At 47.6% G+C, this 14,276-nt stretch carries 9 protein-coding genes and 1 pseudogene; 4 read left to right on the top strand and 6 right to left on the bottom strand.

Annotated elements, in window-relative coordinates:
* Nucleotides 1-29: 29 nt before the first annotated feature.
* From G8759_RS13255 to G8759_RS13245, 4 genes and pseudogenes are all read left to right on the top strand, one after another.
* Nucleotides 30-539, top strand: coding sequence for a hypothetical protein (locus tag G8759_RS13255; protein WP_167208680.1), 510 nt, complete (start codon nt 30-32; stop codon nt 537-539).
* Nucleotides 540-602: 63 nt separating this feature from the next.
* A complete protein-coding gene (locus tag G8759_RS13250; protein WP_167208663.1) occupies nt 603-1,673 on the top strand; it encodes a 3-oxoacyl-ACP synthase III family protein in 1,071 nt (356 codons plus the stop codon).
* A 602-nt stretch (nt 1,674-2,275) separates the two neighbouring features.
* Nucleotides 2,276-2,707: pseudogene (locus G8759_RS36290) on the top strand (carbohydrate-binding protein); the annotation flags it as partial.
* A 191-nt stretch (nt 2,708-2,898) separates the two neighbouring features.
* Nucleotides 2,899-6,486 carry a carbohydrate-binding protein gene (locus G8759_RS13245; protein ID WP_232074242.1) on the top strand — a complete coding sequence of 1,196 codons (3,588 nt, stop codon included), beginning with the start codon at nt 2,899-2,901 and terminating at the stop codon, nt 6,484-6,486.
* A gap of 78 nt (nt 6,487-6,564) precedes the next feature.
* On the opposite strand, the gene G8759_RS13240 is transcribed toward G8759_RS13245, so the two are convergent.
* The 6 genes from G8759_RS13240 to G8759_RS13210 all read right to left on the bottom strand — a co-directional run bounded on the left by G8759_RS13240 (nt 6,565) and on the right by G8759_RS13210 (nt 14,271).
* Complete coding sequence (locus G8759_RS13240) at nt 6,565-7,344, bottom strand: glycosyltransferase family 2 protein (RefSeq protein ID WP_167208661.1); 780 nt, start codon at nt 7,342-7,344, stop codon at nt 6,565-6,567.
* A gap of 288 nt (nt 7,345-7,632) precedes the next feature.
* Complete coding sequence (locus tag G8759_RS13235; protein ID WP_167208659.1) at nt 7,633-9,132, bottom strand: T9SS type B sorting domain-containing protein; 1,500 nt, start codon at nt 9,130-9,132, stop codon at nt 7,633-7,635.
* Nucleotides 9,133-9,158: 26 nt separating this feature from the next.
* Nucleotides 9,159-11,129, bottom strand: a complete 1,971-nt coding sequence (locus tag G8759_RS35875; protein ID WP_232074241.1) for a glycosyltransferase — start codon at nt 11,127-11,129, stop codon at nt 9,159-9,161.
* Complete coding sequence (locus G8759_RS13220; RefSeq protein ID WP_167208657.1) at nt 11,126-12,253, bottom strand: glycosyltransferase family 4 protein; 1,128 nt, start codon at nt 12,251-12,253, stop codon at nt 11,126-11,128. Before G8759_RS13220 ends, G8759_RS35875 begins: the two co-directional genes overlap by 4 nt.
* A gap of 38 nt (nt 12,254-12,291) precedes the next feature.
* On the bottom strand, nt 12,292-13,167 hold the full coding sequence (locus G8759_RS13215; protein WP_167208655.1) for an alpha-1,2-fucosyltransferase: 876 nt from the start codon (nt 13,165-13,167) through the stop codon (nt 12,292-12,294).
* 147 nt (nt 13,168-13,314) lie between these two features.
* Entirely contained in the window at nt 13,315-14,271 is a 957-nt protein-coding gene (locus tag G8759_RS13210) for a hypothetical protein (protein WP_167208653.1), read from the bottom strand.
* Nucleotides 14,272-14,276: the final 5 nt, after the last annotated feature.

The following is a 14,276-nucleotide window of genomic DNA, read 5'->3' as shown; positions in this document are numbered from 1 at the left end:
TTGTCTAAACGTAGTAAGGTTTGTCTCTAATGACAGTATACCCAAGTAAAGAGTGGAATAAGGCGCAGCTTAAACAGCACCTGATCGTAATTGACCATCATCTCCATGAGGCTGCATTCAATCGTAATGCGCCATACACCAATGTAACCCAGTCTCTTTTTATTGAGCTGTTGAGTCTGGAAGGTGATCTGCTCCAGCAGGCCGAACAGGCCGGCAAACGAATTGACTTTCTGGATGAAGTAGGGAGCAATGGCAAGATTCAGGATATTACAAGCCTGATTTATTCCATGCGCCAGTCGGTTTATAATTTCAATGCCAACCGGCATACCCACGAGAACATTACTGTTCTTGTTCCAGACCTGAATCACTTCTATGGTGCAGGCAATGGTTATTTTCCGAATGGCCTGTTTTTTGTCTGCGACCACGAAGACGAACTGGCCTTTTTTGTCGGTCAGGATCGTATTTATTTCTACCGGCATCTGGTTAGAGCTTTCAACGAAGCCAGGACTTATTTACTAGCGACACTAAACGAACAGTAGAAATTCTAAAACCCGCGACTTATTGCCCGAAAAAAGAAGCTGTCTGACGGCTTTTCCGTAACTATGACCAGATCTGTTTTTACCGCAACAGGAAGCTACATTCCTGATGTTACTATCACTAACCAGTCCTTCCTGACTTCCCAATTTTATACGAAAGAAGGAGTTGCCATCCCACAAAACCAGGGTCACGTTCTTGAGAAGTTTAAGGAAATTACGGGTATCTGCGAACGCCGTTACGCCCGACCCGACCAAATAGCGTCGGAATTAGGGTTTCTGGCAGCAAACGACGCATTATCAAGTTCAGGCATCGATCCCGAAACGCTCGATTATATTATTGTTGCCCATAACTTTGGCGATGTTACGTATGGCAGCAACCGGGTCGATATGGTTCCCTCCCTGGCCTCGCGCATTAAAGCCCTCCTGCACATCAATAATCCAGACACGATTGCCTATGACCTCGCGTTTGGTTGCCCTGGCTGGTTAGAAGGACTCATTCAGGCTAATTATTACATCCGTTCGGGCGACGCCAAACGGTGTCTGGTTATTGGTACCGAAACGCTTTCCAGGGTTATTGATCCACACGACCGCGACTCCATGTTATTCAGCGACGGAAGCGGTGCTGTCATTCTGGAAGCCTCGGATAACAGCCAGACAGGCATTTTAGCGCACCATACGCAAACTCATGCCTGTGAGTACACCACGCTCCTGAGCATGAGCAAATCATATGCCCCCTTACTGGAAGACAGCCCGGACATTTTCATGAAAATGAACGGCCGTAAGCTCTATGAATTTGCGTTAAATCAAGTGCCATTAGTTATCAAAAAAGCGCTGGATAAAGCGGATATCCATCTTTCTCAAATCAGCAAAGTCCTTATTCATCAGGCCAATGAGAAAATGGATGTCGCCATTCTGCAACGGCTCTATAAATTATACAATCTGGACAGCCCTGCGTTGTCATTGATGCCCATGACCATATCATGGCTGGGGAATAGTTCGGTGGCAACTATTCCTACGTTACTGGATCTGATTCAGAAAGGAAAATTTGAAAACCAGCACATAGAGCCGGGCGATAAAGTAGTGATTGCTTCCGTAGGAGCCGGTATGAATATCAATGCCGTTATTTACCAGTTTTAAAACGGAACGCCTGGACACAATCACGTAGGTATTGCTCATAGATTTTAGGCTCTATCTATCCAGCGACAACCCAGCTATACAACTATATCTTCCAGATGACGACTGTTTTACGAGGTCAGTGAATTCCTCCATAAAACAGTCGAAGTGATGCTATGATGTCGGTTTTAAGAAACCGACACAGTGAGGACAGTCCGTCGATGCGACGGTTCGCCACATGATTCTCCTTACCCGTTGTTAAACAGATGCGGTTTCCCAACCCGCAGAGGTGAGCTTTAAGAACCAGACCTCACGCCAATACCTCTAGACCAGTATCAGTCAGGGCAGTCATCTAAGCAATTATACGGAGTAAATCACCGACCAATGAGTAGTCCTATGCCTAAACAGGCAGTAGACATATCGACTATCGATGAACTTTTCCAGCCTAAAAATGTCACCAAAATTAATTTATTAGTTTTTAAATGGATAAAAATTATAACCAGAGCTTATATATTTCCATGAAAAAATAACGCTATAAATTAAAGTTCTTTAATAAGATTTTTCAAAACTAATTTTTATTTATTTTTATGAGTTTTTTAGTAACATAAAAATTCATAAAACACGAAATGCAAAAACATTTACTCCACACTAGTATTTGCGCTACTATAATTAGTAGCGTGTTATTTATCGGAACAAGAGAAATACCCATAAATAATAGCCAGAACCAATCTTCCTACCAGACTGCAGTTACGCTACCTGGTCATATCGAGGCCGAAAGCTACGATGCCATGCAGGGTGGCCAATTGGAATCAACATCGGATGACAACGGAGGCCAGAATCTGAGCCTGATCACCGATGATGGCTGGATGGATTATTCAGTCAATGTACCCACCGCAGCGGTCTACACCTTCCGCTTTCGAGTCGCCAATGGCTATAGCGATGGCGCCAAATTCCAGCTCAAACTCGCCGACGGTACCCTGCTGACGACCGTCGATGTGCCCCGAACCGGGGGTGCCCAGAACTGGCAGTCCATTGGCGCTACCGCTCACCTGCCCGCCGGCAATCAGACCCTGCGGATTCAGATCATCAAGGGCAGTTGGAACCTCAACTGGTTCGAGGCTGCTGCCAGCCGATCCCTACCCGCCCGCATCGAGGCTGAGACCTTCGATGTAGCCACCGATGTTCGCCCTGAGCAGACCGAGGACAGTGGGGTGGGTCGGATGTGGGTTATATCGATGATGGGGACTGGATGGACTACAATGTCAATGTGGCTTCGGCGGGCCTGCACACCTTTCAGTTTCGGGTGGCCAACAGTTATGGAAACGGCCATATCGAGATTCGTTCGGAGAGTGGTTCGGTGTTGGGCAGTGTGGATGTGCCTCGGACGTATGGCTGGCAAACCTGGACGACGGTCAGCGCCACGGCTACCTTACCGGCTGGCAGCCAGGTCTTGCGCTTATATGCCGTACGGGGCACCTTCAATCTGAACTGGTTCGATGTTTCCAGGGGTGGTATTGCCAACTTACCCGGCCACATTGAAGTAGAAGATTTTAAGGCCATGCAGGGGGCCCAGCTGGAAACGACATCGGATGAGAACGGGGGCCAGAATCTGAGCCTGATCACCGATGATGGCTGGATGGACTATTCGGTCAATGTGCCCACCGAAGCGGTCTACACTTTCCGCTTTCGGGTCGCCAATGGCTATAGCGATGGCGCCAAATTCCAGCTCAAACTCGCCGACGGTACCCTGCTGACGACCGTCGATGTGCCCCGAACCGGGGGTGCCCAGAACTGGCAGTCCATTGGCGCTACCGCTCACCTGCCCGCCGGCAATCAGACCCTGCGGATTCAGATCATCAAGGGCAGTTGGAACCTCAACTGGTTCGAGGCTGCTGCCAGCCGATCCCTACCCGCCCGCATCGAGGCTGAGACCTTCGATGTAGCCACCGATGTTCGCCCTGAGCAGACCGAGGACAGTGGGGGTGGGTCGGATGTGGGTTATATCGATGATGGGGACTGGATGGACTACAATGTCAATGTGGCTTCGGCGGGCCTGCACACCTTTCAGTTTCGGGTGGCCAACAGTTATGGAAACGGCCATATCGAGATTCGTTCGGAGAGTGGTTCGGTGTTGGGCAGTGTGGATGTGCCTCGGACGTATGGCTGGCAAACCTGGACGACGGTCAGCACCACGGCTACCTTACCGGCTGGCAGCCAGGTCTTGCGCTTGTATGCCGTACGCGGTGCTTTCAACATGAACTGGTTCGATGTTAGTCAGGGCGGCACAGTCATGACTCCGGCAGTGATCACGTTTGCCGATCTCCCCGCCAAGACTACCGACGATGGCGAGTTCAGTCTGTCGGCAACCAGTACGAACACGGAAACGCCGATTACGTTTAGCTCATCGAATCAGGCTGTCGTTACCGTTTCTAATGGATCAGGTTCATGGAAAGCGACAATAGTATCGGCTGGAACGGCAACCATTACGGCATCGCAGGCGGGTTCTTCCTCGTTTCTGGCTGCTTCGGATGTTACCCGGACGCAGGTTGTTCAGGCCACATCGAACACTCCGCTTAGCGCCAAAATTCCGATCGACCCCAAACGTTGGTATCAGCTCAATAACGTAAGTAATGGCCTGGATGGCCTGTTCGATGGCATTACGGATGTAAACGTCGAAACGGGCTATGGTAAAGTATTGCCTAATTACGATGCCTATTATCCCTTACTGGATGGCGAATCGATGACGCTGGAGAGTATTCGGTTTTACGATTTTACGGGGATCTATACCGATAATCCGATGACATTGTCGGTCATTACCGATCAGTGGCAACGGATTCCGATTGCAACCTTTACGGGTCAGGAATACGCAACCTGGGTGGGACCTTACCCAAACCGAACGACGTCTGGAAATGCTAAATTCAAGTTGGATCAGCCTATTAGTAATGCCCGTTATCTGGTTATCAATTCCTGGAGTGTTTACCCGACGGAAATTGAATTATATGGTTCCTACACACCAACCAGTCAACCGCCAACGCCAGCGCCCGCCAAGTCGGTGAAACTAAAGGATATGTTCGGGGTAAATGCCTACGAATGGAACTTTGAAGATGGCAATACACCCTGGCAGATCAATGAATCGAAAATGAACGTCGTGAAAAGTTTTTCCGGTGTCCGGCATTATATGGACTGGAATAAACTGGAAGGGAACGAAGGCAGCTATTCCTACAATCCGACCATTAGTGGCGGCTGGAATTACGATGCGATTTATGAACGCTGCAAGGCCGAAGGAATTGAAGTACTGGCCTGCCTGAAGACAATTCCTGAATGGATGGTCAATACATATCCGGACGACCAGCGCGACGGCGAAAATGTTCCCTTACGCTACGGAAAAGATTTCCTGGACCCGAACTCCTATCTGGAACAGGCGAAGGCAGGCTTTCAGTACATGGCCCGCTACGGCAGTAATCCGAACATCAATCCGGCCTTACTCAGTGTAAACTCAACGCCACGCTGGACGGGCGATACACCTAATTCGATCAAGATTGGTCTGGGGCTGATCAAGTACATCGAATGTGATAACGAGCGCGATAAGTGGTGGAAAGGCAGAAAAGCATACCAGACAGCCCGCGAATATGCAGCCAATCTGTCGGCGTTTTACGACGGTCACAAGAACACGATGGGTGCCGGTGTTGGCGTTAAAAATGCCGACCCAAGCGTGAAAGTGGTCATTGGCGGGTTGGCGTCGGCTTCCAGTGGTTCCGATTATATCAAAGGGATGATCGACTGGTGTAAGCAATATCGGGGCTACAAACCCGATGGCACCGTGAATCTGTGCTGGGATATTATCAATTACCACATGTATTCCGACAATACCTCCTCGTCGCAGAGTGGAACCTCAACGCGCGGAGCCGCTCCCGAAGTGACGCCTATCAACCGCATTGCCGAGGATTTCCGTAAAACAGCCCATCAGCAGTCATATGACATGCCCGTCTGGATTACGGAAGCGGGGTATGATGTAAACCAGGGCAGTCCCCTGCGTGCTATTCCAATCGGCAATAAGTCGGCCCTGGAGACCCAGGGCGACTGGATTCTGCGGACGTCGTTGTTTTATGCTCGTCAGGGTATCGATAAAGTGTTCTTCTATCAGCTCTATGACGATAACAATTCGGGAGGAATGTTCGGCACCTCAGGGCTGGCTAACGGCGACAATACAACCCGTCGGCCTGCCGCTGATTACCTGTATCAGACCGGTAAACTCTTTGGAGAGTATTCCTACAAAGAAACCCTCAATCAGAACCCGATTGTTGACCGGTACGAATTCAATGGTAAGTCAGCCTATATGTTGGTTGTGCCCGACGAAGTTGGCCGAACGGCTTCGTATACCCTGGACCTAGGTAGTGCGGCCCAGGCGCAGGTTTACCGACCCAAAGCAGGAAGCGAAAATATGGATATGGAAGTGGTCAATACCAGCCAAGGTAAACTGCAACTTACTGTAACCGAGACACCCATGTTTGTTGTGGCGGGTACTGCTGCACCCAATGCACGTGTAGCCGCTAAGATGACTGCTGAAGAAAAAAGCCTGGAGGATGTTGTGCGTATTTATCCAAACCCTACTGCCGATTTCGTCACGATTCAGGCCGAGCGTTCGAGTAATACGCCCCTTAAAATCAATCTGTTTGATGCTGGCACGGGCAGAATTCATCGGCAGGTAAAGGTTCAGAAAACCGGCGATCAATTCTCATCAAAAATCGACATGTCGCAGCTTCCAACCGGCACTTACATACTGGAAATCAAGCAGGATGGCGAGCGTGTAATGCGTAAAGTACTGAAAGTAAACTAGTGCTACGAACTCATTAACCGTCAAACAAAAACACCGAGCACATTCAGGCTCGGTGTTTTTGTTTGACGGTTTAAAAAATTACGGCTTTTTGATGTAAATATCGTAGTTGTATTTAAGTTGTCTATACACATACCGTACCGCCACCAGAACCTGATTTTTGCTCACTCCCCACTTTTTCAGACTATAGGTACTGGGCTCTGTCTGGGTATTTTTCTGATCAAAAAGCTGTTTGAATTCGTTGAAAAACAACCCCCTACCCTTGTGTTGAATAAAGGAAACACACATCCAGTACTCTGTTTTGTCGGGAGCTAGCCCTTCTACATAGCGACCAAATTTTTCCAGAAATGAGCTACGGCGTAAGTGCGGGTGATCACTGTAATAGTAAATTTTGGTGTAATTCGTATCCCATATCGATGGAATAACCATCTCTGAGAACTGATTATCATAAGGCTTTAAGTACGCGTAGGGATAATAGGCATAAAACCGAATAATATCGAATTCTGGATGTTCATTAATGATCCCCAGTGATTCTACCAGCCGATCTGGAAAGGCAGGTTTAGGCTCAAAATCTTCCTGAATATAGAGCGTATACGGCGTCTGAACAGCCTCCTGGCCTTTGTTGATATTATTCCCTAAGCCTTTGTTTTTGGGCGTCGAAATCAACCGAAAGGAAAACTCTTCCTGTAGCTTTTTCAGATAATTACGGTGTTCTTCTTTGCTACCGTCGTCTGACACAACGATTTCGCCAAACTGACAATTTAACTTCCGGAAGCTAGTCAGCAGATTCTCCAGCGACTGTGACCGATTATAGTGCGTTACCAGCAGCGTAACATCAGGAAAATAATAATTCTGTTGCATTAATATGATTTTGTGGACAGGATAGACGCATGAAGCTGCTTTTCCCTAAATTATCTGGACTAGGTAAATGATGAGTGGTCACGTTTACGAATTGACTTTATGAGGACTTCCGCACAGAAGCGTGCCACGGTTATTAGAGCATCATGATCAACCGTGGCACGCTTCTGTGCGGAAGTCTTATTTCCATCCATTAACGCAACTTATCAAAAAAACCCTGGACTTCCAACGGCAAGTCAATCAGACTTCCCCTCTAATCAGCTGATACAGAGAAAGACAGGCACTATTTTATTAACGAACCAAGATCACCCGCCCGCTTCGGGTGTAATGACGCTCCTGATTCTGGGTATTCAAAACACTATAATCAAGAGTCCAGGCATAGATCCCTTCCGGGCAGGGTCGATTTTGAAACATACCATCCCAGGTCAGATCGGCCTGCTTACTCACAAAAATGACACTCCCCCAGCGATCATAAACGCGAAAGGAATAGGCCGTAAAGGTACCCGCATGAATGACAATCAGGTTATCGTTAACCGCATCATTATTGGGCGAGAACGCATCAGGTATATAAACATCTTCCAGGTGGCAGTTCTGGGTCGACACGTTTACCGTGTCTCGATACGTACACCCGCCCAGGTTTGTTTCCAGCCAATAAGCCCCCGCTGAATTGACGATTAGCTCCTGGTTTGAGCTCAGATCAGACCAGACAAACGAAGTACCAGCGGGCAGTGGGTCAGGCGCCTGAAGCACCTGTGATGTACCTGCGCAAACGGCCAGATCATTACCCAGACTGAAGGGTGCATCAGGACGCCCATTGACAATAAGCACATTAGACTCGGCCGAACATTGGGAGCGACCAATGGCATTGGCGTTGATTGGCTGGGCATTTCGGAGCCGATAATACGTGCGGCCAACCCGCACCGGATTAATCTTATAGGTTGCCTGACCGGTTCCGGGAACAGGTGTCCAGTTAATATTATCCTGACTCTGTTGCCACGAATAAACCGGATTCGGATACCCTACAGCGGCCCCAATACTGAGTGTCAGGCGGGTATCAGCGCAGGCTGTTATTTCAGAAGCCGACGAATTGGCGAATTGAATAGTCAGGTTAGGGTGAACCGGACGGAAGCCAATATCGTCAATAGCCAGGTCGTTACCGCAACCGCCAAGTCCTTTATTGATCAGTTTGACAACAATGTCGTTGGTGTTGGTCTGGATAACGAACTGCATCGAAAGCTGCACCCAGACAGGGGTTACTGAACGAGAAACAGCAGGCTGTATTACCTCTTTGATCAATGTCCCATCCGCCTGCTCTACCCGCATCGCTATGATCGGATCGCGAAGGCTAAATTCATCACAGGGTCCCGGTTGCAATACCTTGTTTATATTCAGTACCCACAATGAAAATTCGTATGTAACACCAGGACACAACCCCATTGCTTTCTGGCTAAAAAACTCGCTGGGCTGGTAGAATGCGTTGACAACAAACATATTACCCTTTACATCACCGGGCGTGTGATCTTCCCGCACCCGGTGCCAGGCATCACCGTGGCAACTATTGGCGACAGTATCCATCAAGGTATATTCTCCATCATTAGGGCATGGATTGGTGGTATAAGCAAATGTCGTTTGCCCTTGTGGTAACGCTCCGCGCGGACCAGAACCAAATGTTTCGCAAATGATTGCTCCCTGACTACACTGCGCCCGACTATCCACACGGGCAGTCAGAATCAGCAGAAATAGTGGGACGATCCAGCTCAGGAAAGCCGACTTGCATTGACAGACGAGCATAGCCAATGATGTTGAACGACAATTCCCTAATTATTCAATGATGTTTTGGTATCGTGAGGAGGTTGCTCAACGAACATACTGCTAAACCGCCGGAGCTCATTGGCAATACGCACAAAGAGCGTTCGTGAGAAGCTACCATCCTTTTCTAGCGTTCGCGTACCCGTCCAGGCGCGGGCTTTGGCCGATTTCACCTGCTTAACGCTTCCATAGTTCATCAGGTCAAAACACATCCGACCGTCTTCGCCCCGAATTTTATGCATCACATAACCAACTTTCAGGCCATATTCTCTAATGTAACCGATGCTTATACCGTAGGCGTTCAGGTGCGGCCGTTTCATGTGCCGAACCTCGGCAATACCATCTTTCAGCGTTTCGAGGATCGATAGTTTCCAGCGCGAAAACCCTTTTTCGGGAGTCGGAATAAACGAATAACGCCCATATACACAAACAACGCCCGGCTGCTGCAATACGGCCATCATTTCACTAACCCAATCGGGTGGGTAGAGGCCGTCGGCATCGGCTGTCAGAATATATTTACCCCGTGCGTTCTCCAAACCCATCTGGCGAGCGGGTCCCCATCCCTGAATAGGCTGAAATACGCTGCGAACATGCAGATTGTCCAGCGTTTTCTGCATCTGATCGGTCGAGTTGTTATTAACGACCACAATTTCAAAGGGTATGTCCGTTTTCATCTTCGCCAGCGAAGCAACGCTGCGAAGTATGTTCACCTCTTCGTTCCAGCCCGGAATGACAACACTAACCAGCGGATCAGGGCTTTGGACAGCATCGAGATCACGATTTATGCTATCAAAAACCGATTTTGGAACCTCGTCGAATGTAGCGTATGGATAGTTGAATTCACTAATCCAGGCAGGCGCTTTGAGAATATTCATACTCCAATTGTGTTTAGGATTGGGACTGGCTATGGTCATGTTAGCAGACGACCTTTGGGGTCGCTTCGGTGTGGGCGACTGGAGAATCAATTCAATGTGGCGATAGGTGAAAACAGACAGCAGATGCACAAAGCCCAGACAACTGAGCACATAGAATAACTCACCGATTGTGGTATGGTGTACCTTGATAATCTTGAACAGGAGCAGGTCCATTACAGCGAGCACAATCGTATGATTCAGGTAATACGAATACGATAGCTTGCCCAGAAACTCCAGTCGATCGATCGCCAGAAATTTGGAAATAGCCCCTGTTTCGCGCGAAAAGGCAATAATCACGATGGCAAACAAAAGCGGCATCATCCAGCTTTCGGAATGGGTAAATGCCCGGACTGAAAAAATGGTCAGCCCCAGTATAACGCCCTCTGTGGCCGTACTCTGCCAGTAACCGAAACCTGATGATAGCTGACGGCTAATCCGATACGAAACCATGCCAATCAGGAAGCTGTACAGGCACCGGATGAAGCCGTAATCGTAATTAAAAATAATGCTGCCATGATGCTGCACAATGAACCAGGCCAATAGGCTGAAACCAATGATGCAGATAAGCAATACGTTTTTTCGAAACAGCACCAGGCACAGCGCCCAGACAATGTAGGTGTAGAATTCAACACTAATACTCCAGCTGGGACCATTCCAGGTCACCCGATCAAATAGGCCAAGCGATTGAGTAAGTGTCAGGTTTGCCAGAAACGAAATCAGGGTTTTGTCGTTGGCAAATACAGGATTGGATAAATGAACGACGTATCGGTCAATGCCGAAGCGTGCGACTTCAAAGAGCAAAACCAGTAACAGCGTGAAAAGATGAAGCGGGTAAAGTCGTTTAAATCGTTTACTGACAAACGGCTTTATGCTTCTCAGATCGGTAATCTTATTGAAGTTACTGTGGGTCATTACAAACCCTGACAGCACAAAAAAGAAATCAACAAAAATGTCACTCTTTGCGATAAAAACATTCTCTGACAATAGATTAAGATGCTGCATATGGAATAAAATAACCATAATGGCAGCTATTCCCCGAAAAGAATCTACCGCTCGAAATCTCATACAGTAACGCGTTTAATCGCTTGTGGACTGACTAGTGACCTGTATACGTCCAACGTTTGATCAATGGATTTTTGAAGCGGGAAATCGGCGAGCCGCTTCGTACCTTTTTCGACCAATTGGGCTTTCAGGCTTGAATTGGTTAATGTGGCTTCCAGCTTGTCGATCAGATCGTCGACAGCCGTGGGTTCGAAATACACCGCAGCATCAACGGCTACCTCCCGAAAACACTCGGTATCACTGAGAAGTATCGGGCATCGAGCTTTAAATGCTTCCAGAATAGGCAACCCAAACCCCTCATAAAGCGAAGGATAGACGAATAATTGCGCGTTCTGATACAGAAAATTGAGTTGTTCGTCAGTGGCGTTAATGTGTCGTACCCGATCGGTAAGGCCCAGCCGATCAAGAAATTCGCGATCCGCAATTTCCAGCCTTCCTCCTCCGGTCAGCACAACGTGCAGATCCGGAAAACGATGGGCCAAATGCTGGAAGGCCTTCATAAACAGATAAAAGTTCTTGTATCCACTGCGATCGCCTACAAACAACAGGTACTGTTCGGGCAAATTTTCTACCGGCTGAACCAGCAGTGGTGACTCAATATCAATGCCGTGATAGATAACCGATACTTTCGCCGGATCGACCCTGAACATATCGAGCAAGTCTTTTCGGGTCGTATTCGAGATGGTTATAATCGAATCGGCCCGCTCAATATTCAAGCGCTTGTTATGGGTAAGTGGGTCCTGTGCCCAGAAATATTCAGGCAGGGCCTCATGGGTCATGTCATGAACGGTTATGACCAGCGGCTTTTTTAACTGCTTAAAAAAATAAGGGTGGTAATAGGTGGGATGAAACACATCGAACTCCGACTTTTCGAGCAGCCACTTGCAATAAAGCTGATTCAGTTGCACGTCGTATCGCTCGTTGCGGCTCAAAATACGATCAGGCAGACGCCCTTTCAGTGACAGGGGTTCGTCCTGGATATAGTGATTTTTAGCGTGCAGAACACCTAACAGGTAAGTCATATCTTCAGTACGCTTAATGCCCTGAATGATATTCGCGAAATAGCGACTAATGCCGCCGTACTTCTGTGTACTGAATTTCTGGTGATCAATGAAAACGTTTAGCATAACGAATCAGCGGTTGAAGAAGTAGGCACAAGTCGTAGTTAAAGGGCAAGCCAGGTCGATGGAACCAGGTCTTTTGTATTCCAGGTTGGCTGTTTCCGGTACCACCGCTTGGGTGTAATGACCAGCTTGTCTGGATTCGGATTAAGCCAGGCCCCCCACCAGCTGAATGAACTATTGGCAATGATATGATGCCGACATCGGCTCATTAGCACCAGATCTGCCACATCGCCATCCGGGCCGCTGTTTCGAACAAAAACGGTATTGTCGGGTAATGGTAGATTTTCCTGCACCCAGGCCTGATCATCACTGAAGACGTAGAAACGAGGATTTTTCACTTGCCCTAGTATTTGATCAAGCGCCTGCTGGTAGTAGTCAACTCCTACGAAGCCAAACGTCTGGCTAAACTCCGGATGATTCACATAATCGCCACGCCGGATGTGAACAGAAACCGGCATGGAAGCCATGCTGATTGACTCCTGGTAGCTATTAAATTCGGGGCTGGGAGTTGAGGTCAATGTCAGTTCGCGCCGAATAACGTCGGCACTTTCCCGAAAGTATTCTTCTGACTGCCAGAATCCATCCAGTGTAATAAAGCTGGCTCTGGCCTGCACAATGTGTTTATCGAAGTGAAAGTGTTTTTCTTTCAGAAACAGAAAAAACGGTCGTAAACTACGATTTGGTAACACCTTTGTCGCCTTTGATACATACTGGATGAGAGGAGAATCCTGAAGTATATGAAACGGAGCCGCAAAGTGCCCAAGCTTAAAAGCCCGTGGTGTATCAGTATCGTAGGTATAGTCATAGTAGCTCAGATCCAGGTATAAAGTAGTTTTGTTTTTCAGTGACAGGTGCCGAGCGGCCGCGTACTGAAAAAGCTGGTTTCCTAAGCCGCTGGTTATTCTACTGATAATCATCTTGGCATCATGACACTGTTTCAACCATTAACTGTGCGTAATAGTAACCTATCAACATATACTAACCCGCATTAGTCAATTTTATCATGTTTAAAAATACTACATATATCTATATCTAAAAAATGATAAATTAAATATCATTCGAAATTAATAGTTGTCACTTAAATGTTTTAATACCTCTGCCCGGTCGCGGGCGTGCAAAATGGTAGCACCTGACAGTTTTGGAAACAAATTCTGGTATTCATTAAAATGATGCTCCATTCCCCAATTCGGATTCGACAGAATAATATTGGTTCCTCCGAAGCAACTTGCCAGGGCTGCTGTTCCGCCATGCATCGAAATAAAGTGATCGGAATTGGCATATACCATCAGTTGCAGGTGATTGTAATTATTGACCACTGATGGATGATAACGGGTGTACAAATCATCCATCAGGATCACATCCGGATGAGTTTCCCGTAGCCAGGCATGTTCATTCAATTGCATCGTTTCGCTGTTATCCTGTACGATCTGGGTTGGTAGTGGTCGATTGTAAACGATCTGATATTTAGAACCATAATTGCGAATGATCTGATCGAGGGTCGGAATATCCAGGAAATTAATGGGTGGCTGATCCCATTCAATATTATACTTATTGGCAATAACCAGCAGGGGTTTATCATAAACGAAAATATCGTTCCGATACTGGGCTTTGTAAGGAACCTGAGCCCAGTTCCGGAAACTGTAGGAGTTACTATGCGTCATGTTTGGCACATCATAATGCGCATACGACTCTGTCCAGATTCGCTTGTCAAACCGCTCTTCGTGATTGGGGCTAAAAAAATAGAATTCTTTCGTTTGCTTAGCTCCGATCGTTTTACTTAATGTACCATTTAAGTAATGCCAGTAAGCAAACGGTAACACATAACGCAACTCCTGATCGAACTCTCCGTGATAGCTAATCACTTTATACTGTTTCCTGAGCACATAATCGTGTATCACATAGCGCCCCTGAACCAGTTTACAGTAGTAGTTATCGCGTACGAAATAGCTCAGGTCCTTTCGGAGCCGGGGATATTTCAGGCGGGCCACTACATACAAAGATTTCAGAATGAGCTGTTGCATACTAA

This window comes from Spirosoma aureum, from assembly GCF_011604685.1.
Lineage (GTDB): Bacteria > Bacteroidota > Bacteroidia > Cytophagales > Spirosomataceae > Spirosoma > Spirosoma aureum.
Note: the sequence above shows the minus strand (reverse complement) of the source record. Positions and strands in the feature narration are given on the sequence as shown.

What these genes read in the sequence shown, in the direction of transcription:
- G8759_RS13255 (WP_167208680.1), top strand. Translation starts at nt 30, where the DNA reads ATGACAGTATACCCAAGTAAAGAGTGGAATAAGGCGCAGCTTAAACAG.
- G8759_RS13250 (WP_167208663.1), top strand. Translation starts at nt 603, where the DNA reads ATGACCAGATCTGTTTTTACCGCAACAGGAAGCTACATTCCTGATGTT.
- G8759_RS13245 (WP_232074242.1), top strand. Translation starts at nt 2,899, where the DNA reads ATGGACTACAATGTCAATGTGGCTTCGGCGGGCCTGCACACCTTTCAG.
- G8759_RS13240 (WP_167208661.1), bottom strand. Translation starts at nt 7,344, where the DNA reads ATGCAACAGAATTATTATTTTCCTGATGTTACGCTGCTGGTAACGCAC.
- G8759_RS13235 (WP_167208659.1), bottom strand. Translation starts at nt 9,132, where the DNA reads ATGCTCGTCTGTCAATGCAAGTCGGCTTTCCTGAGCTGGATCGTCCCA.
- G8759_RS35875 (WP_232074241.1), bottom strand. Translation starts at nt 11,129, where the DNA reads ATGAGATTTCGAGCGGTAGATTCTTTTCGGGGAATAGCTGCCATTATG.
- G8759_RS13220 (WP_167208657.1), bottom strand. Translation starts at nt 12,253, where the DNA reads ATGCTAAACGTTTTCATTGATCACCAGAAATTCAGTACACAGAAGTAC.
- G8759_RS13215 (WP_167208655.1), bottom strand. Translation starts at nt 13,167, where the DNA reads ATGATTATCAGTAGAATAACCAGCGGCTTAGGAAACCAGCTTTTTCAG.
- G8759_RS13210 (WP_167208653.1), bottom strand. Translation starts at nt 14,271, where the DNA reads ATGCAACAGCTCATTCTGAAATCTTTGTATGTAGTGGCCCGCCTGAAA.